Genomic DNA, 18160 nt, shown 5'->3' with positions numbered 1-18160 from the left:
TGTGGGCTTTTTACTGTTTACATCATCTCTGATTCGATATAATGCAGGATCAGATTGGCCGTATGTTTTAATGATGAAAGGTGAGTCCGTTCAAAGGCATGAGATGCATCGATTCCCGGCCCGATCAAACCGTGGACGACATCATGGCCTGCGCGGATGGCAGCGGAAGCATCCGAACCGTAATAGGGGTATATATCGACACGGTAGTCAATCTCATGGGCTTTGGCCAAGGCGACAAGATGCTGACGCAATTGATAATGATACGGACCCGAGGAGTCTTTCGCGCAAATTGAAACGCTGAATTCATCCGTCGCTTGTCCATCACCGATCGCTCCCATATCGACCGCCAGATATTCGACTGTCTGCCCGGGGATATTGGAATTGCCGCCATAGCCGATTTCTTCGTTGTTGGAAATCAGGAAATGGGTCGTATAGGCCAATTTTATCTTCCCTGCAGAAATGAGATCAATGATATGAAGTAGGATTCCCACGCTTGCTTTATCATCCAAATGCCTTGATTTCAAAAATCCTCCATCCGTGACTTCCACTCTTGGCTCGAAGGAGACAAAGTCGCCAACGGAAATGCCTATCGCCTCGGTTTCCGCTTTCGTTTTCACGACAGCATCTATCCGGACTTCCATTGTCTCCTCATCACGCTTGGCGTCCCCGGCATTTTTATAAACATGCACAGAGGTTTGATTGATCAATATGGTCCCGGTGATGATTTTCCCATCAGCGGTATGGATTTTACAATATTCCCCCTCCACTGAATTCCAGCGGAAACCGCCTATCATCGTCAACTTAAGGCGGCCATTCGGCTTGATCTCCTTCACCATCGCTCCCAGCGTATCGACATGAGCCGTCAGCAAGCGATGTTTGTTATCATCTTCACCCTTAATTGAAGCAAGCAATGCCCCTTTATTGGTGATCTCGTATGGAACCTTCCTGTTCTCCATGAATTCGGCCGCGAATTTAATCGCCTCCTCCGTATATCCGGAGGGGCTTGGTATCGTCACTAACTCTTTTATGTATGATACGATTTCTTTTTCGTTGATCATGTATATCTCTCCCTTCCTATTATATTATAGCTTTTCCTGCCAGCTTTTAACATACAAAGGACCGTCAAAAGACGGTCCGATTCCTTCACCTACATATGGGCAAGCACGGGCATGATTGCCAGAACAAATGTCGTAATCCCGTATAAAGCGGTATTTTCCATATTCATTTGCCTTTTTCGCTTATCCCGCCAAACTCTATATCTGCTTCTATCTTCACTTCCCATAAAGAACCCTCCTCGATGGATGATGAAAGTTCACCTTACTATTTTAACTGTCTTTGCTTGTTGGACATTTCCTTCATATATTCCAAGAAGGCTATGCGCTTTTCATCTGGATAGGCAACAATGTCCGCAATGATTTCCTCTTCCAGCGGCTTCAATATTCGGCCAACCGATTCAGTAAACAATATTTCCAGCTCTCTCTTTGTTTCATTAGGATTTCTCACTTCCATCCAAATCACCCTTCCAATTAATTACTATTATCCTTATAACCGTAATGCAGTTCCTTGAAACACAAAAAAATCGGCCGCCCATACAGGCGCCCGATTGGATTCATCGATCATCTTATTTAGTAACGCCAACATTATGCCATTGATATTGGCGTCCTGCTAGAAAATCGTAACCAGTAACACGATCATTCACTCCCGTCAATTGGTAACGGAATAATGTCGGAATGACAGGAACCTCATCATGAATCAGTTCTTGCCACTCATTGTACGTATCGATCCGATATTGATCATCGAAGGCTTCCTCTGAAATTCCTTTCGCCAGAAGCTCGTCATTTTTATCATTCACCCAGCGAGTATAGTTGAATTCTGCAGATCTTGACCAAAGACCGGATGGATCAGGATCGGAAGCGACGCCCCAAGCAGCTTGGTACATATCAACTTCGTCATTATCTTTTTTCAACAGATCATAGAATGAATTGAACTCATGAAGCCTTCCATCGAGCAATTCAACGTCTATGCCCACTTGCTCCCATTGTTGAATATAATATCTTGCTAATGGCTCGGAAACATCGGATCCGCTCATTGATGCAAAGTTAATTTTGAATTCTTTCCCATCTGCATCTTCACGAATGCCATCATTATTTGTATCCACAAATCCTGCTTCATCCAAAAGTTTTTTTGCTTTTTCTGGATTGTATTCATAGGCTTTTAAATCTTTATTGTTATATTTAAAGTTAGGTGTAATGACCGAATTGGCAGGGAAACGGAGCCCCTTGAACATCTTTTCGCCCACTTCTTTGTTATTGATTGCATAGGCCATCGCCTGACGGAGGCGCTTGTCTTTGAATTTTGGATTCTCATCCATGACATTTTCTTCTTTTTCCTTATCATATTGACCGAAATTGAAGCCGATATAAGAATAAGCCAATTCAACTTTCCCCAATAATTCGACATTATCGAGTTCCTTGGCTTGTTCATATTGCTCAGCCAGGACTTCCGCTACATCAATATCACCATTTTCAAGTGATTTAACGACAACGGAAGGATTCACGACTTTCAATGTGACACTGTCCAATTTAGGTGCCCCGCGATAATAATCCTTGTTCGCCTCGAATTCCACGGCTTCACCTTGGACGATTTTCTTCACTTTGAATGGCCCGAACCCGATCGGGTTTTTCCGGATTTTATCCGAAGATTCCAAATCGGCAATCGGAACATCTTTTAAGTATTCTTTGTGAAGCGGATATGTCCATAAGCCAGTCGTTACAGATGGATTTCCTTTCTTGAATGTGAAGGTAATTTTCTTGCCGTCTACTTTAATGCCTGAAATGCTATCCGCTTTTCCGGCATGATACTCTTCCATACCTTCAATTAAGGCCATTTGTTCATCATAGCGCACACCTTTATAGTCCTTGCTTCCGATTACAAGATAGGCATATTCCAAATCGGCTCCAGTTACAGGCTTGCCATCCTGCCAATTAACATTATCTTTAATCGTCAGTGTAACCGTTTTATGATCGTCAGAAATTTCATAGGAAGCGGCGCCATCATTCGTGAATACATAGTTTTCATCCGTATCCAATAAATCTTCATCAAAGAATGAGATAACTTGATTATCAGGATCGCCTTGATAGAAAACTTTATTCAGGATTCCTTCGAACGGTGTATTAGATACCAATCCGTATGTCAGGTGTCCGCCTTTAATCGGCTCTCCCTGATTAGTCGTCTTTGTCGGGAATTTTGAAGTATCGACCTGTTCGACCGCTTTCCCTTTTTTCTCTTTCGTTGACGATTTCTCGGTATCATCCGAACAAGCAGCAAGCAGTAGAGATGAAATTGCCAATGCACTAAGTACTTTAACATAGCCTTTAATCTTCATATCAAACACTCCCCTTTTTTTATCCTCTTCTTTGCCTTGCATCGGCGGCGCGTTTTAACGCTTGGCCAACAAAATTTATACTCAGCATCAGCACTAATATCATGATTGATGCGGGTACCCAAATCCACCACTTATTTTCCAGAACATCTGGATTTTGCGCGTAACTGATGAGCGTTCCAAGACTCGGGGTGCTCTCCGGAAGGCCGAACCCCAAGAAAGTCAAACTGGATTCCAAGCCAATGTTGCCTGCCAGGTTCAAGATGAAGTTCACGATGATCAATGAACTGACATTGGGCAGAAGCTGAAAAAGGATGATCTTCCAATGCGGCGTTCCCAGTGTCTGTGAGGCATGGATATAGTCCAGCTCACGCTCTGACAATGCCTTGGAGCGGATCAGCCTCGCCTTTCCTGTCCATAAAAACATCGTCATGATCAAGATGAAAACATACACATTGAATACCGGAACGATCGTCACCACCACAATGATGAACATCAATTGCGGCAGGGCAATCACGAAATCGATGACACGCATGATCACATTATCGGTGGCTCCGCCGAAGTAACCGGCAAGCAATCCAAATGACAACCCGATGATCGCCGTGAATAAAGTAATGAACAAGCTGATCGTAAATGAATTTCTCGTACCTACGATAAGCTGTCCGAATACATCACGTCCGCCATAATCGGTTCCGAGCCAATTATCGGCAGATGGCTCCAAATAAATGGAGAGAAAATCGACCTTGGCGATTTCTTTCGCATCCATGAATAAAGCCGCGCCGTAAACAAAAATCAATATTGCTGCCAATATAATCAATGAGCCCATCGCAAGCTTATCCCTTTTAATCTCCTGCCAGATGATTTTCATGCCTGAGGGGCTCACATCCTGCACTTGTATGTTCTTTCCTGTTTCCACTTTCATTTCCATACGACTCACCCCGCTCCTATTCTATCCGTATGCGCGGATCGACCGCACTGAGTATGATGTCCGAAAGAAGTGTGCCAAGCAGCGTGGCAAATCCCGTCATCATGACGATGGCCGTGACAACGCTGAAATCCCGCAGACTTACTGAACTGAGGAAAAGCTGCCCAAGACCCGGGTAACTGAAAATGGTCTCGATTATGACAGAGCCCCCGATCAAACCAGTAATTTCGTATCCTAAAAATGCCGCGATCGGCAAAAACGAATTTCTAAGGATATGCCGGGAATATACGTTTGATTCAGGCACTCCCTTTGAACGGGCCGTCCTGACGAAATCCTTAATTTTATTGTCGATGATTTCATTTCGTAAATATTGGATCGTGCTTGTCGTGGCAATTAAAGCCGTACTTAACGCCGGTAGAATCAAATGATTGATCTTACTTACCACATAAGCGAATGTCCCTTCCTCCACCTTGGAATCGACACTGCCTCCAGATGGGAACCAATCCAGGGCAAAACCGAAAATGAACAACATGATCAAGGCAAAGATGAAAATCGGTGTGCCAAACCCTACATAACTATAGCCCGTCACAGATTTGTCGATCCAGGTATCGTTGTACCTGCCGCTCAGTATGCCTAACGGAATCGCCAGCATATATGTAAAGATCAGCGTGACCAGCGCCAGGAATACCGTGTTCCACAGCCTGTCCTCGATAACATCCATGACTGGTGTTTTATGTGTATAGGAAATACCGAAGTCCCCCTGTACAGCATTCGATACCCATCTTCCATATTGTTGGTACCAAGGATCATTCAAGCCCAGCTCTTCCCTGATTCTTTCAAGCTCGGCAGGATTGGCCTTAGGGTTGAGTTCCTGCCCTGACAGGGCATCTCCCGGCATGGCTTTTGCCATCATGAAAACGATGAGGCTCAATAAAAAGAGCTGCGGGATCATAACAAAAAAACGTCTGAGGATAAACTTCCACATATTCCTTCCACCTCCTTATTGTAATGCAACTCTATGGGTCGATGAGATTGGCTTCAAATCATAAGCCCGGCCATTTTCATCGAAAAATGTTGAATAGGAAGACTCGTATTCCGCCGTAAGTTTCTTTCTGAGCTTCACCTTTTCCCCGCGAACTTCCGGCTCTAAATCCGGAATGGCGGCAATCAGCCGTTTCGTATATATATGTTGGGGATTTTCATAGATTTCATCGCTTTTGCCTTCCTCTACCAATCTACCGCGATACATGACACCCATCCGGTCACACATATGCCGGATGACACCTAAATCGTGGCCGACGAATAAATAAGTCAAATTGAATTCCTGCTGAAGGTCCTGAAGGAAATTCAATACCTGTGCCTGTACGGAAACATCCAGCGCCGAAACCGGCTCATCCGCTATGATCAACTTAGGCTTCAATGTCAATGAACGGGCAATCCCGATCCGCTGGCGCTGTCCCCCTGAAAATTCATGCGGATATTTATGGATCGATTCCGGACTGAGTCCTACCTTGTCCAGGAAGTCCTGAACGATCTTCTTTTCCTCCGCCGGTGATAGCCGTTCGAAATTCCTCAGCGGTTCGGCAATGATGTCCAGCACCCGCTTCTTCGGATTCAATGATGAATACGGGTCTTGGAAGATCATTTGAATATCTTTTCGGAATGGTTTAATCTCTTTTCTACTTAAGCCCGCTAAATCCCTGCCTTCAAACAGGATTTGTCCGGATGTCACATCATTCAGCTTGACAACCGCCTTACCTGTCGTCGATTTGCCGCTGCCCGATTCCCCGACCAATCCATATGTTTCCCCTTGCTGCAATTCAAAGGAAACGCCGTCCACTGCCTTTACATGATCGACCACCCTTCGAAAAAAACCGCCCCTAATCGGGAAATGCACTTTCAAGTTATCTACTTTGAGTAATGTCATGGGTCGATTCATCTCCTTCAGCTTGGAAATAAAATTCTTTATAGCAGGTACACCGTACAAAATGGCCCTTGGCCACTTCGTGAAGCTGAGGCCTCTCTTCATGTGCATGCCTTGGAATCCATGGAATCCTGTCTTGGAAACGGCATCCAATCCTATCCATTTTCGCGATGGATGGAACGATTCCCTCAATAACATGCAAACGGTTTTTCTCATGTGATGCCGAAGGAATCGAATTCAATAAAGACCTCGTATACGGATGAAGCGGATTGTTGAATATTTCCTTGACGCTCCCCGTCTCCACTACCTGACCCGCATACATGACAACGATCCTGTCCGCAACCTCTGCCACGACGCTCAAGTCATGTGTAATCAAGATGATTCCCATCCTTGTCCTGCTTTGGATATCCTTCAGCAAATCTAGTATTTGCGCTTGAATCGTGACATCCAGGGCGGTCGTGGGTTCATCGGCAATGACCAGTGCAGGGTTGCAGGCAATGGCAATCGAAATCATCGCCCTTTGCCGCATTCCGCCCGAGAGCTCATGCGGAAATTGCTTGTACGTCCGTTCAGGGTAAGGAATTCCCACCTGGGTTAAAAGTTCGATCGTCCGTTTCTTTTTTTCATCCTTGGACAGTTTAGTATGGTAATCAAGGTTCTCCTCGATTTGTTTACCGATCGTCATGAGCGGATTCAAGGCCGTTAAAGGTTCCTGGAAGATCATCCCCAATTCCTTGCCGCGGACTTTATTCATTTGTGTATCATTCAACTTCAGCAGGTTTTGCCCGTTATAATGTATGGTCCCTTCGGATTTAGTCCTTTGTTTATTATGTAGTTGCATAATGGATAAGGCCAAAGCACTTTTTCCACAACCTGATTCTCCAACCACGGCTACAATTTCGTTTTCATTCACCGTAAACGAAACATCATCCACAGCAGCATGATAGTTGCTTCCGATTCGAAATGAGGTTGTCAGATTTTCTATTTCCAGAATAGCTTTATTCATCCTTGCTCCCCCTAAACTATTTTATCGGGAAAATAATTAATCTTCTGATAATTAGTTAAGATTTTAATCAATTTTTTACATTTACACAATAGTTTTTATACAAAATAATGACAATTTTTTCTCTTTTTATAACTTTAGGAATAATTTTCTGGTATAAAAAATCTTTTCCTTTATAGCTGTTATACAGTAAAGTCATGAAGCTGGTTAAAATGCTGGGCATAACTATTCCCTTCTTCATTATTTTGATATATCAAAAACGAGAATTATTGGTACTATTTGATAGTATTGGACCAAAGGTTATCAATAAAGAAAATAGATGAATATTTTAATATTTCAGAAAAATTAGTGCAAAGGTAGGGTGCTCATAAAATTAGTTTTCTTTCATATATATTTCAGGAGCTTTAAAAAAACACCTAAATTTCCATATGGGCAATGAAACCTTTTTAAAACCCATTCGTAAGTATCGGTAGAAGAATAATGATGAGGTGAAAACATGTATTCACAAACTGTACAAACCTATATGCCATCCGTGATGCGGACCTTCGCATTATCACTGGCCATTTCAGTATTGGGGATGGCCATAGGCACTTTTGTTCCTCCGGCCTTGTTCCTTCCATTAGCGATCCTTGAGATTGCCATGTTGATTGGGGCTTTCATCATGCGGAGGAAAAAAGCGATCGGATACACATTTCTGTATAGCTTCACGTTGATTTCCGGGATTACCACCTATCCGATCATCGCTCATTACTTGGCCGCTGCCGGTGCTAATGTAGTGATTTTAGCCGGTGTAACGACGACAGTCGTATTTGGAGGTTTAGCCATTTATGCTACGACCACCAAAAGGGACCTTTCTTTCCTGGGAGGAATGCTCTTTGCCGCTTTGCTTGCTTTAGTGGTGATCGGTATCTTCAACATTTTCTTTCCTTTAAGCTCTACAGCCATGTTGGTCTTTTCATTTATCGGGATTTTGGTTTTCAGCGGGTATATCCTTTACGATTTCAATCGAATGAAGCATTACGGTGTAACGGCCGAGGAAGTTCCGCTCATGGCCTTGAATCTCTATCTTGATTTCATTAACCTTTTCATAAACATCTTACGCTTTTTTGGTATTTTGGCAAGTGATGACTAGTTCCGACAAAAAAAGACGCTTGGAAGGCAGCCAAGCGTCTTTTGACGTTTAGTCGCCGAATTGGATACCATTTACCTCCATGTTAAAAAGCCCAAATCTCTGTTGATTTGGCATACACGATCGACAAACTAGGTGAAAATCGAGTTTGTCGATCGTCTGTTTTTATGGGTGTGTACCTATTGCCCGTTTGTCTCCCTTGCAGGCATCAGCTTATCCAGGGACGAGCTTTGCTTATGCACACCTCTGAACAAAATCAAGCAGGACATGTGTGAATCTAGAGTCCAATAACATCAAAAAGGCTTCGGAAAGGGACACCTTTCTGAAACCTTTTGTCTGCCTATTGGCCAAATCACTTAATGATTAGTTTCATCCTTATATAATCCTGGATTCGATTGTTCGCTCCACGGCAGCTTCACACCAAAAGTGCTTGCAATAAATTGTGTATCTTCTCTTCTTTTTTTCCTTATTTGAGCCCGTTGTTTTGCCGATTCATTTAAATTGATTTCCATTTCGGTTTCAGGAACCAAATGGGGAACCGGTATAGGTTTACCTTGTTCATTAATGGCGACAAAGGTCAAAAAGGAAATGACACATAAATTGCGATCTCCTGTAACTAAATCCTCAGCAATCACTTTTACGATGATTTCCATCGATGTTCTGCCCGTATAGGTCACGAAGCTTTCCAGACAAACTGCATTTCCTTCGTGGATAGGGTGAAGGAAATCAACCGAATCGGTAGAGGCGGTAACTACGTTGCTCCTCGCATGACGCATGGCGGATATGGCCGCTACGTCATCAATATATGCCATTAGCTTGCCTCCGAACATCGTACCAATATTATTTGTATCGGGAGGGAGGACAAGACTTGTTTTAATGACCAAAGAATCCCGGCAATGCTTTATTTCTTCCATGGTGACTGCACTCCTTCATTCATGTCTGATTTCTCACTAGTCCACTTTATCGAATTCTCGGCTGTAAAGCAATATACAAGCTTATTTTCCTGCTTTTCGTCTAATATTCGAGAAGGGAAATGCTGATTCCGCCTCACTGCCCTCTAGCCTGCTTGCCCTGCTGCAGCTCTCTCAAGGTTAAGCCGAAGGTCATTTGCAGATGAGGGTAGTCCTTGAATCCTGGCCAATCCCCACCCCATTCGAATCCCAGCCCTTTAGCAACGGTGACGACTTCCATCCAATCCGATTTCCCATTATCATTTCCGTCATAGTCCATATCCCAAATGGCCTCGCCTTGTTTGTTGAGGAGGGCGAAATCTATCGCCAAACCGAAATTATGAAGCGACTCGCCGCCTTTTGCATATGTCACGATATCCCCCGTACTTAAACGGCCCTTTTCATATAATTTATTTTGTTCTTCCAAAGAACGATATCCGGCGGTAATGATTATTGGGATGTCTAATTCATTAGCCCGCTGAATGAGCTCATCTTTTTTTTCAGCGACGACCGGATGCAGCTCATCTGCCAGTTCGATATCGTCTAAATCAGGCGGAAGGACATTCTTGTACAAGACAACCGCCAACAATCCGAAAAAAAACAAGACCAGACATGCCTTAACCCAGTTAGCTTTCACAGAACATTCCTTTCTGTCTAAAGTGAAAAACTCAACCAGGTTCGGATGAGTTTTTCTTTTTATTATAAGTTAGATTTTAGCTCTTCGATTTGCAGCAAATGCCTTTTTTCATGCAATCCCACGAACGGTATCCATTGCTTCAAACTTAGATCCTTGAATAACGGATGAGGAAATGACTTTTCCTCAAGGTCCTTTTCATCTGCGCTGTCGACAAGTTGTACCAATGCGGCACGTGATTCGGCCAATTTATCCTTGACTTCTTGCAAGGTTTGGAATGATTCCGACGGAACGACATATGAAGGCGCTTCGACCTTCACTTCACGGTTTACAGTAAGCTCGATCGGTTTGTCCGCCGCAGGAACTCTCTCATCACTGTGCAATTTATCGGCAATGCTCTTTGTGATGGCCCGCTCCATTAAATATAAATGATCCAATACTTGGATAATGCTCCATCGTCCTTCTTCAGGATGGGCATTCAGCTGTTCATCCGAGAAGCCGTTGACTGCATTCAGAAGTTCTTCCCTGGTTTTTTCATTTTGATTCATTATTAGCATCTCCTCATATAATCCGGATTAATCTCCCATAATTATTCCATGTTCTATAGTAATGTGTAAAATCATAATACTTATGAAAAGAAAAGATTTGATAAAAAGAAGAGTAAAATACCTCTTACATGTTCATTCGGTGTTTAACATGTAAGGCAGTTTAGAGTTTGTCTACATTCCATGGCTATCATTTGAAGTCGTAGCTTGCCAGTATCCGATTTGTGATGAGCCTATATCCTTTTTCATTGGGGTGAATTTCATCACTGAAATAATCGGCTTTCTTTTTGTTTTTATATAAATCATCGGTGGGAATGAATACCATCCTTTCGTCCTTTTTCACTACATCCTTGATTGATTGGTTATAATCCTGAATGTGCTTTTCGATCTTTCGGTTGTCAATGATCGGGTTATACAGGCCCACTACCAGGATATCGGCCTTATCATTTTTCTTTAGAAGTGTTGCTGTGATCTTTTTTAGATGCCTGATGTATTCCCGCTTGCCCTCATCGATTTTCCGATCATTTATTTCGGTCAAGTCGCCGCCGTTACTATTGATGAAGTCATTCGTGCCGATATAAACGATGAATGTGTCGGCTTTATCGAGTTTAGTATGGATTCGGTAATCATCGAGCTGTTCGATGACGCCATCCGTTTCCTGCCCTTTAATTCCATAATTCCAAAAGCTTACTTTTTGATCCGACTCAGGATTGTTTAGTTCATCCCTCAAGCCCTTTACATAGCCTTCCCCATGCTTATCTCCCTTACCGTATGTTAAAGAATCGCCAAAAGCCATGACCCGCTGTACACGGTTCGACGCCGCAGCCTGTTGAAATTCATATACGACAAAACAAATAATGAGGACAATCATTAATAAGCCAGTTAATTTTTTCATTCGTTTCTCCTTTTGTTTTATAGCTAAGAAGCATTTTATATGTTACATACCCAAAAATGAGCATAAGTAACAATAAAAATGAATTGGCAGATAACGAGGAGAAAGTGTATGATAATATAAAACTTTCAGATGATTTGGTTATGACCACAATTCACTATCAAATTATGTAATAGGAACTTCTGGATGTTAATAAAAGTAATGGATTGGAGAGTTTATGATGAACGAGTACATACAATTCAGAGAGGCTGAATTATCGGATTTGCCTAAAATTGTGGAAATTTACAATTCCACAATTGCCTCCAGAATGGTCACCGCAGATACGGACCCGATATCTGTACAATCGAGGGTTAAATGGTTTGAGGAGCATAATTCAGAAAGCAGACCGCTATATATCATTACTTTTGAAGGACAAACCGCAGGATGGATGAGCTTTCAATCTTTCTATGGAAGGCCCGCCTACAATTCTACGGCGGAAATCAGCATCTATATTGATGATTATTTCCGGGGAAAAGGAATCGGACGGATTTCGATTCAGAAGGCAATTGAAGTAAGCCCGAAATTAGGGGTGAAGACTCTATTAGGTTTCATATTCGCTCATAATTTACCTAGCATGAAGCTTTTCTCCAAATTTGGTTTTGAAGAATGGGCGCACTTACCGCAAGTTGCCGAGCTCGATGGCATTGAACGGGATTTGGTCATCCTTGGTAAACGTATAGAAGCATGATTATTCAAAAGCTATTGCCTTCAGCAATAGTTTTTTTGTTTACATGGAGAAATTCACCATCATGTGTATATCAGATTCACGATTTCAAGAAAACTAGGAATCCCCTGAATATTCAGCTTTCAAATCCTTTGTTAACGCGTTTAACAGGGTATCCAATTCTTGACTAGCTTGAATCGTCAGAAGACTGTTTATACCAAAAATATTTGCCAATTCCATCATCTCTTTTCTCTTCTCTTCTATTCTTTCTGGGGTAACCTTTTTGGAAAGCAATTTATATACACCTCCCATATATTCAATATTTTTACACTTTCAATCATAATGAAACTCGTAGTTAAAATCAACTATCTCAGAAAGGAAAAATGTGTTTTTTTAGCGGACAAATGTGACAAAATTCCTATAAAATCTTTTAAATATGTATTTTTTGTGACAACAATCTTTCCATATAAAAAAGCATTCACCGATGTACACTGCGAATGCTTCCTTCTATATACATGATCTTTATTGAATGATCGCCTGCTTCTTGCTATGTCATCCATTCTGTAGGAGACTCGCTATCAGACCTATTTATAACGATCTTATATTCATCTTCCAATACTTTTAAAGGGGCATCATAAAGGTGCCTTTCATCAGAGGTTTTGTATACTCCTTTCGCCAATAGCTCTTCTATCAGCAACGCCTTCCTCTGTTCGATCCACTTAAATACTTCTGCCATGTTAATGGCTCCTTTCCTTGTCAGCTTAGAGCCTAAGCTACCTTAACAAGTTTCAATTTCACCAAATTATATATACCTTTTCTATTATGTCCTTAAACACTATTTTACAAAAATAAAAGCCTCTTCAATTAAAGAAGAGGCTGACAGGGTCCGGACGGCTCTTCTTATCTTCCAAGCGATCGCTTGTTGGATGTAGCACAGTTCCCATTATGGGTCTGCTGCCGAGGTTTCATAGGGCCAAGTCCCTCCACCTCTCTGGATAAGAATTCAATTATATAAATGATGTGAACATTATTTTATCCCAATAATTCACAAAAGTCAATTGCCTCGTTCCCCTTTTTTCCACTCTCCTCCCTTTCAAAGGCGGGTTGCATTTTCTTGGCTTTCTGATATGATGTCAGTAATTACATACAATGCACACCACTAGGGGAGTCTTGTCAAGACTGAGATGGAAGTAATTTCCGGACCCTTTGAACCTGAACCGGCTCATACCGGCGGAGGAAAGTGGATGATATCGCCCATTTCGGCTTTATCCATCTGCCCCGTTCCGTTATTCAGGAACGGGTTTTTTTATTGGCTCTAAATAATGATTCTATATAAAGGGGGATGAACATGAAAAATATTAAAACAGAAACCTTCAGTGACAGACTTCATGCACGCGCAAAGGAAATTTGGGAAAGGAACCATTCACATCCCTTTGTCCAAGCTATCGGAACCGGAACGCTTCCTGAACATAAGTTTGCTTATTACTTGAAGCAGGACTATATCTATTTGATGGATTATTCCAAGCTTTTCGCTTTAGGTGTCATTAAAGCGCATAATGTTGAAACCATGGCAAAGTTTGCGGAAATCTTGAATGAAACGATACAGGTCGAAATGGATATCCATAGGCATTATGCCTTGGAATTCGGAATTACTCCAAAGCAATTGGAGGATACGGAACCTACTCCCACTACCCTTGCCTATTCGGGTTACATGCTGAATGCTGCTCAACATGGTACATTGGCAGATTTAATCGCCTGTCTTCTCCCTTGTGCCTGGGATTATTATGAAATCGGTCTGCTTTTAAAAGAACGAAATGGCAAAGATTTGGATAACAATCCCTATGCAAAATGGATTGAATCCTATTCCTCCCCAGAATTCGGTGAAGCACATAAGTGGCTGATTGCTTTATTGGAGGAATTGACGGAAGGAATGCCTGAAAAAGAACTGCAGAGACTGGAAAAGCACTTCTTGGTGACCTCCCGCTACGAATATTTATTCTGGGATATGGTTCAAAATGAGCAGGATTGGCCCTTGTAGGTCATAGACATGATGATCAACACAATCAGAAAAATGACGTTGACGGCAATGATCACGGCCATAACGACTATAACCAGTTCCTTTATATTCATCCCGGTAGGATTTGTGAAAGCTTTTCCCATTCAGCACCTGGCCAATGTCCTGACAGCTGTTTTACTCGGCCCTGCTTATGCGGTTACTCAAGCTTTCCTCGTTTCCATGTTGAGAAATATATCTGGTACGGGGTCACTTTTCGCCTTTCCTGGCAGTATGATCGGTGCACTGCTGGCTGCGTACCTTTATCGTAAAACAAAGCGATTGACTTTCGCCTGTCTAGGGGAAGTGACGGGGACCGGTCTTCTAGGTTCGCTTGCCTGTTATCCGATCGCGGTACTCCTCTTGGGGGAAAAAGCAGCTCTTTTTGGCATTATGCCAGCTTTTATGCTCAGTTCAATGACAGGTGCCATTTTCGCTTTCATTTTACTGAAAATATTATTGAAAAATACTTATATGAAGGGGTTTTTCCATGAAAAAAGCATTAACCATCGCAGGCTCTGACTCAGGCGGCGGCGCCGGGATACAAGCCGATATCAAAACATTTTCTGCACATGGGATCTTCGGGATGTCCGTCATCACGGCCGTCACTGCACAAAACACAAAGGAAGTACGTTCCGTTCAGGCGATAGACACGGATATCATCACTGATCAAATGGCTGCCGTTTTCGAAGATATACACGTCGATGCAGTAAAAATCGGCATGCTTGGTTCAAAAGAAATTGTCGAAACAGTCGCTGAAGCTCTTAATACCTACTTACCGGCCATCGTCATCCTTGACCCAGTCATGATTTCCAAAAGCGGCCACCATTTGCTGGACGGAAAAGCCGTCACTGCCCTAAAAACGAAATTGCTCCCGCTTGCAACGCTCATTACCCCTAATGTACCGGAGGCGGAGGTACTTACTGGTTTATCGATTCGAACGGAGCAAGACTTTTACAAAGCCTGTTTATCCTTGATTGAATTGGGTTCCAATGCCGTTTTACTTAAAGGGGGGCATGCAGAGGGAAACCCAAACGACCTCTTTTATGATGGGAAGAACTTTCACTGGATAAAAGGAGAAAGAATCCATACGAAAAACACTCACGGGACTGGCTGTACCCTATCCTCCGCGATTGCATCCAACTTGGCGAATGGACAATCTTTGCAAGAGTCGATTGAGCAGGCCAAGCTGTATATCTCCGAAGCGATACGCAATAGTTTTTCAATAGGAGGGGGACATGGGCCTGTCCATCATTTTCATTCATTTTCAAAAAAAGAACGGAGTGAATCCATATGAATATAAAGTTTTCGGCAGCTGACTTGTTTGAAAAGGTAAAAGAAAGAAAACCACTTGTACACCAAATCACCAACTTTGTTACGGTCAACGACTGTGCAAATGCCACGCTTGCCATCGGTGGATCACCTGTGATGACATCCAGTCCCAAGGAAGTCGAAGCGATGGTCAAGTTGGCGGATGCACTTGTCCTGAATTTCGGTACGATTGATGAAAAATCCCTGGAAGCCATGGAGATAGCCGGGAGGACGGCAAACTCCAGAAATATCCCGGTCATTTTGGATCCTGTGGGAGTTGGCGCCACACCGTATCGAACAGAGAAAGTTAGTGAGCTTCTAAAGAAGGTCTCCTTCCAGATCATCCGCGGTAATGCGAGCGAGATTCACCGTTTGATCGGCGGCGATATCGTTACACGGGGAGTCGACTCAGAGGAACTGACGATAAGCAATGAGGCTCTTGCTTTTTCTGCAGCAAAAAGGTTGAATAGTGTCGTCGTGGTCAGCGGGGCCATCGACGCTGTTAGCAATGGGAAGCACACATCCCTCATTGATAACGGAAACGTTCTATTAACGAATGTAACAGGCACGGGATGTATGGCCACCGCACTTATCGGCGCCTTTTCCGGAATCACGGACGACTATTATGCTGCAGCAGTTGCCGGGATCTCGACGATGAGCATTTCAGGGGAGATCGCTGCTGAAACCTTGCAAAAGCATGAAGGCACAGGAACCTTTCGGGTGCGCTTAATTGACGCAATATCAAGAATGGATAAGGAAATGTGGATGAATGAGGTGAAAATGAATGAAGAAATCACACATTGATTTAAGCCTATATTTAGTTACGGAAGAGTCGATAGATATTGTAAACTTGACCAAAATCATCTCGGAATCGATTGCTGGTGGCGTTTCGGCTGTACAACTTAGGGAGAAGAACAATTCATCCCTGTCCTTTTATAGAAAAGCTGCGGCCTTAAAGCAGGTATTGAACGAATTGTCCACTCCCCTGATCATTAATGACCGGGTGGATATAGCCCTCGCTATTGGCGCGGACGGGATACATATTGGCCAGGATGACCTCCCTCTTTCCGTCATCAAGCAAATGGTCCCAGAAGAAATGATTATCGGTGTATCCGTTTCGAATCTGAAGGAAGCTCTCGAAGCGGAACGAGATGGTGCGGACTATATCGGCGTTGGTTCGGTTTTCCCTACGAAGACAAAGCAAGATGCAACGCCAATGGCGATCCGCGATTTGGAGGATATCTGCCGAAGCGTATCGATTCCAGCTGTGGCCATCGGGGGTATCAATTCCGATAACATTGCCTCACTTACTGATAGAGGCCTGGCCGGAGCCGCCGTCGTTTCAGCCATCATGAATGCAAAAAATCCGCGGGAGGCTTCCACATCCCTATTAGAAATGATAAAAGTATTCACATGACGCAAAAGAGGGGACTACCATTCAGTCCCCTCCACCTTTATGTCAAAACGGTATTCTTTGTTTCTTTACCGAAGGCTACTGCAATGGCACCCACGAGAATGGCGATTGTAAATATAGTGAAAATCGTCGAAATCGGAGTGCTTGAAGCAACCAAATACCCGACAAGCAATGGTCCGAGGACACCGCCTATCCTGCCGATGCCGGCCGCTAACCCAGTGCCTGTACCTCGAACCGCGGTTGGGTACTGCTCAGGTGTATATGCATAAAGTGCACCCCATGCTCCCAGATTGAAGAATGACAGAAACATTCCAGATGCAATAAGGAGAGCTAACTCTTCGGCCGAGCCAAAGAAATAGGCACTGATGGCCGTACCGATCAAGTATGTGATCAGAACGAATTTACGTCCTGCCTTTTCGATCAGCCATGCTGCCGAAAAATAGCCCGGAAGCTGTGCAAGCGTCATGATCAATACATATTCGAAGCTTTGGATCATGCTAAAGCCCTTTAGGACCATGACACTCGGCAGCCATAAAAACATTCCATAATAGGAAAAGACGACACAAAACCATAATATCCACAATACGATTGTCTGGCGCAAATATTCCTTTTTCCAGACACTTTTCAAATTACTGAATGCAGAGGGCCTCATCTTCTTTTCAAGCTCGTTATATTTGGGTGAATCCGGCAATTTCAAGCGCAGATACAGCGCATATAAAGCAGGAACGGCACTTAAAAGAAGTGCAACCCGCCAGCCATAAGCCGGAATGATGAAAAAGGAAATCAGTGCCGCCAATATCCAGCCAACCGCCCAGAAGCTTTCAAGCAGGACGACGACCCTCCCCCTTTTACTAGCTTCAACACTTTCCGAAACCAATGTCGAGGCAACAGGAAGCTCCCCTCCTAATCCCATTCCGATCAAAAATCGCAAAATCAAGAACAAACTGAGTGTACTGACTGCTGCAGACAAACCACTTGCAATCGAAAATAGTAATAATGTAATGATGAAGACATTCTTCCTTCCAGCCCTATCGGCCATCATCCCAAAGAAAACGGCTCCAACAGCCATCCCGATGGAATTTATGCTTCCTATCCAGCCAACCTGTTCACTGGTTAAGCTCCATTCCTGTTTCAATGCAACAATGATGAAGGAAAGCATACCGACATCAAGTGCATCGAACATCCAACCAAGTCCCGCAACACCAAGCAATTTCCGCTGTGAGATCATTTTCGCATCATTTCCCATATAATCCTCCTGAAACCTTTAGACCTTCTCGTTATTTTATCCTTATTCA

At 43.2% G+C, this 18160-nt stretch carries 22 protein-coding genes and 2 riboswitches; of the genes, 7 read left to right on the top strand and 15 right to left on the bottom strand.

Going from position 1 to position 18160, the window contains the following annotated elements; genetic code table 11:
* Positions 1–17: 17 nt before the first annotated feature.
* The 8 genes from CVN76_RS28125 to CVN76_RS28095 form a co-directional block, all read right to left on the bottom strand.
* Positions 18–1058 (bottom strand): M42 family metallopeptidase, encoded by a 1041-nt coding sequence (locus CVN76_RS28125; RefSeq protein WP_100533927.1) that lies wholly within the window; start codon positions 1056–1058, stop codon positions 18–20.
* A gap of 89 nt (positions 1059–1147) precedes the next feature.
* On the bottom strand, positions 1148–1282 hold the full coding sequence (locus tag CVN76_RS32205; RefSeq protein ID WP_269800082.1) for a hypothetical protein: 135 nt from the start codon (positions 1280–1282) through the stop codon (positions 1148–1150).
* A gap of 38 nt (positions 1283–1320) precedes the next feature.
* Positions 1321–1509: a hypothetical protein gene (locus tag CVN76_RS28120; protein ID WP_100533926.1), complete on the bottom strand. Its 189-nt coding sequence runs from the start codon at positions 1507–1509 to the stop codon at positions 1321–1323.
* Positions 1510–1621: 112 nt separating this feature from the next.
* Positions 1622–3385 carry an oligopeptide ABC transporter substrate-binding protein gene (gene opp4A, locus CVN76_RS28115; RefSeq protein ID WP_100533925.1) on the bottom strand — a complete coding sequence of 588 codons (1764 nt, stop codon included), beginning with the start codon at positions 3383–3385 and terminating at the stop codon, positions 1622–1624.
* A gap of 19 nt (positions 3386–3404) precedes the next feature.
* Positions 3405–4304 (bottom strand): ABC transporter permease, encoded by a 900-nt coding sequence (locus tag CVN76_RS28110; protein ID WP_442857616.1) that lies wholly within the window; start codon positions 4302–4304, stop codon positions 3405–3407.
* 22 nt (positions 4305–4326) lie between these two features.
* On the bottom strand, positions 4327–5292 hold the full coding sequence (opp4B, locus tag CVN76_RS28105) for an oligopeptide ABC transporter permease (protein ID WP_100533923.1): 966 nt from the start codon (positions 5290–5292) through the stop codon (positions 4327–4329).
* Between the two features lie 15 nt (positions 5293–5307).
* The gene (locus CVN76_RS28100) at positions 5308–6234 is read right to left on the bottom strand and encodes an ABC transporter ATP-binding protein (protein WP_061144466.1); all 927 of its coding nucleotides are present in this window, start codon (positions 6232–6234) and stop codon (positions 5308–5310) included.
* Positions 6212–7237 (bottom strand): ABC transporter ATP-binding protein, encoded by a 1026-nt coding sequence (locus tag CVN76_RS28095; RefSeq protein WP_100533922.1) that lies wholly within the window; start codon positions 7235–7237, stop codon positions 6212–6214. Before CVN76_RS28095 ends, CVN76_RS28100 begins: the two co-directional genes overlap by 23 nt.
* A 493-nt stretch (positions 7238–7730) precedes the next feature.
* Between CVN76_RS28095 and CVN76_RS28090 the strand changes: the two genes are divergently transcribed.
* On the top strand, positions 7731–8366 hold the full coding sequence (locus tag CVN76_RS28090; RefSeq protein ID WP_100533921.1) for a Bax inhibitor-1/YccA family protein: 636 nt from the start codon (positions 7731–7733) through the stop codon (positions 8364–8366).
* Positions 8367–8719: 353 nt separating this feature from the next.
* Here the strand turns inward: CVN76_RS28090 and CVN76_RS28085 are convergent, their stop codons facing one another.
* From CVN76_RS28085 to CVN76_RS28070, 4 genes are all read right to left on the bottom strand, one after another.
* Entirely contained in the window at positions 8720–9277 is a 558-nt protein-coding gene (locus CVN76_RS28085; protein WP_061144463.1) for an acyl-CoA thioesterase, read from the bottom strand.
* A 133-nt stretch (positions 9278–9410) separates the two neighbouring features.
* Positions 9411–9950, bottom strand: coding sequence for a M15 family metallopeptidase (locus CVN76_RS28080; RefSeq protein ID WP_100533920.1), 540 nt, complete (start codon positions 9948–9950; stop codon positions 9411–9413).
* A gap of 62 nt (positions 9951–10012) precedes the next feature.
* Positions 10013–10495, bottom strand: coding sequence for a DinB family protein (locus CVN76_RS28075; protein WP_100533919.1), 483 nt, complete (start codon positions 10493–10495; stop codon positions 10013–10015).
* Positions 10496–10682: 187 nt separating this feature from the next.
* The gene (locus CVN76_RS28070; RefSeq protein WP_100533918.1) at positions 10683–11387 is read right to left on the bottom strand and encodes a DUF459 domain-containing protein; all 705 of its coding nucleotides are present in this window, start codon (positions 11385–11387) and stop codon (positions 10683–10685) included.
* Positions 11388–11604: 217 nt separating this feature from the next.
* Here CVN76_RS28070 and CVN76_RS28065 point away from each other — a divergent pair, with 217 nt between their 5' ends.
* Positions 11605–12111, top strand: a complete 507-nt coding sequence (locus CVN76_RS28065; RefSeq protein ID WP_100533917.1) for a GNAT family N-acetyltransferase — start codon at positions 11605–11607, stop codon at positions 12109–12111.
* A gap of 93 nt (positions 12112–12204) precedes the next feature.
* Here the strand turns inward: CVN76_RS28065 and CVN76_RS28060 are convergent, their stop codons facing one another.
* Both CVN76_RS28060 and CVN76_RS28055 read right to left on the bottom strand, forming a co-directional pair.
* Positions 12205–12381, bottom strand: a complete 177-nt coding sequence (locus CVN76_RS28060; RefSeq protein ID WP_232732494.1) for an aspartyl-phosphate phosphatase Spo0E family protein — start codon at positions 12379–12381, stop codon at positions 12205–12207.
* 253 nt (positions 12382–12634) lie between these two features.
* On the bottom strand, positions 12635–12823 hold the full coding sequence (locus tag CVN76_RS28055) for a Fur-regulated basic protein FbpA (protein ID WP_061144458.1): 189 nt from the start codon (positions 12821–12823) through the stop codon (positions 12635–12637).
* Positions 12824–12984: 161 nt separating this feature from the next.
* Positions 12985–13089: riboswitch (SAM riboswitch) on the bottom strand.
* A gap of 149 nt (positions 13090–13238) precedes the next feature.
* Positions 13239–13343: riboswitch (TPP riboswitch) on the top strand.
* Positions 13344–13435: 92 nt separating this feature from the next.
* On the opposite strand from CVN76_RS28055, the gene tenA reads away from it, so the two are divergent.
* The 5 genes from tenA to thiE are packed head-to-tail and all read left to right on the top strand — an operon-like array spanning position 13436 to position 16868.
* The gene (tenA, locus tag CVN76_RS28050) at positions 13436–14125 is read left to right on the top strand and encodes a thiaminase II (protein WP_100533915.1); all 690 of its coding nucleotides are present in this window, start codon (positions 13436–13438) and stop codon (positions 14123–14125) included.
* 9 nt (positions 14126–14134) lie between these two features.
* The gene (thiW, locus tag CVN76_RS28045) at positions 14135–14662 is read left to right on the top strand and encodes an energy coupling factor transporter S component ThiW (RefSeq protein WP_442857610.1); all 528 of its coding nucleotides are present in this window, start codon (positions 14135–14137) and stop codon (positions 14660–14662) included.
* Positions 14631–15437: a bifunctional hydroxymethylpyrimidine kinase/phosphomethylpyrimidine kinase gene (gene thiD, locus CVN76_RS28040; RefSeq protein WP_061144456.1), complete on the top strand. Its 807-nt coding sequence runs from the start codon at positions 14631–14633 to the stop codon at positions 15435–15437. Before thiW ends, thiD begins: the two co-directional genes overlap by 32 nt.
* Complete coding sequence (thiM, locus tag CVN76_RS28035) at positions 15434–16255, top strand: hydroxyethylthiazole kinase (RefSeq protein WP_198512667.1); 822 nt, start codon at positions 15434–15436, stop codon at positions 16253–16255. The genes thiD and thiM overlap by 4 nt, the downstream gene beginning before the upstream one ends.
* A complete protein-coding gene (gene thiE / locus CVN76_RS28030) occupies positions 16236–16868 on the top strand; it encodes a thiamine phosphate synthase (protein ID WP_100533914.1) in 633 nt (210 codons plus the stop codon). Before thiM ends, thiE begins: the two co-directional genes overlap by 20 nt.
* 37 nt (positions 16869–16905) lie before the next feature.
* Here the strand turns inward: thiE and CVN76_RS28025 are convergent, their stop codons facing one another.
* Complete coding sequence (locus tag CVN76_RS28025; protein WP_100533913.1) at positions 16906–18111, bottom strand: MFS transporter; 1206 nt, start codon at positions 18109–18111, stop codon at positions 16906–16908.
* Positions 18112–18160: the final 49 nt, after the last annotated feature.

This window comes from Bacillus sp. mrc49, assembly GCF_002803435.1.
Note: the sequence above shows the minus strand (reverse complement) of the source record. Positions and strands in the feature narration are given on the sequence as shown.

Bases quoted from the DNA above. Each gene is read 5' to 3' on its own strand.
- CVN76_RS28125 (WP_100533927.1), bottom strand. From the start codon at position 1,058: ATGATCAACGAAAAAGAAATCGTATCATACATAAAAGAGTTAGTGACG.
- CVN76_RS32205 (WP_269800082.1), bottom strand. From the start codon at position 1,282: ATGGGAAGTGAAGATAGAAGCAGATATAGAGTTTGGCGGGATAAGCGA.
- CVN76_RS28120 (WP_100533926.1), bottom strand. From the start codon at position 1,509: ATGGAAGTGAGAAATCCTAATGAAACAAAGAGAGAGCTGGAAATATTG.
- opp4A (WP_100533925.1), bottom strand. From the start codon at position 3,385: ATGAAGATTAAAGGCTATGTTAAAGTACTTAGTGCATTGGCAATTTCA.
- CVN76_RS28110 (WP_442857616.1), bottom strand. From the start codon at position 4,304: ATGAAAGTGGAAACAGGAAAGAACATACAAGTGCAGGATGTGAGCCCC.
- opp4B (WP_100533923.1), bottom strand. From the start codon at position 5,292: ATGTGGAAGTTTATCCTCAGACGTTTTTTTGTTATGATCCCGCAGCTC.
- CVN76_RS28100 (WP_061144466.1), bottom strand. From the start codon at position 6,234: ATGACATTACTCAAAGTAGATAACTTGAAAGTGCATTTCCCGATTAGG.
- CVN76_RS28095 (WP_100533922.1), bottom strand. From the start codon at position 7,237: ATGAATAAAGCTATTCTGGAAATAGAAAATCTGACAACCTCATTTCGA.
- CVN76_RS28090 (WP_100533921.1), top strand. From the start codon at position 7,731: ATGTATTCACAAACTGTACAAACCTATATGCCATCCGTGATGCGGACC.
- CVN76_RS28085 (WP_061144463.1), bottom strand. From the start codon at position 9,277: ATGGAAGAAATAAAGCATTGCCGGGATTCTTTGGTCATTAAAACAAGT.
- CVN76_RS28075 (WP_100533919.1), bottom strand. From the start codon at position 10,495: ATGAATCAAAATGAAAAAACCAGGGAAGAACTTCTGAATGCAGTCAAC.
- CVN76_RS28070 (WP_100533918.1), bottom strand. From the start codon at position 11,387: ATGAAAAAATTAACTGGCTTATTAATGATTGTCCTCATTATTTGTTTT.
- CVN76_RS28065 (WP_100533917.1), top strand. From the start codon at position 11,605: ATGAACGAGTACATACAATTCAGAGAGGCTGAATTATCGGATTTGCCT.
- CVN76_RS28055 (WP_061144458.1), bottom strand. From the start codon at position 12,823: ATGGCAGAAGTATTTAAGTGGATCGAACAGAGGAAGGCGTTGCTGATA.
- tenA (WP_100533915.1), top strand. From the start codon at position 13,436: ATGAAAAATATTAAAACAGAAACCTTCAGTGACAGACTTCATGCACGC.
- thiW (WP_442857610.1), top strand. From the start codon at position 14,135: ATGATGATCAACACAATCAGAAAAATGACGTTGACGGCAATGATCACG.
- thiD (WP_061144456.1), top strand. From the start codon at position 14,631: ATGAAAAAAGCATTAACCATCGCAGGCTCTGACTCAGGCGGCGGCGCC.
- thiM (WP_198512667.1), top strand. From the start codon at position 15,434: ATGAATATAAAGTTTTCGGCAGCTGACTTGTTTGAAAAGGTAAAAGAA.
- thiE (WP_100533914.1), top strand. From the start codon at position 16,236: ATGAAGAAATCACACATTGATTTAAGCCTATATTTAGTTACGGAAGAG.
- CVN76_RS28025 (WP_100533913.1), bottom strand. From the start codon at position 18,111: ATGGGAAATGATGCGAAAATGATCTCACAGCGGAAATTGCTTGGTGTT.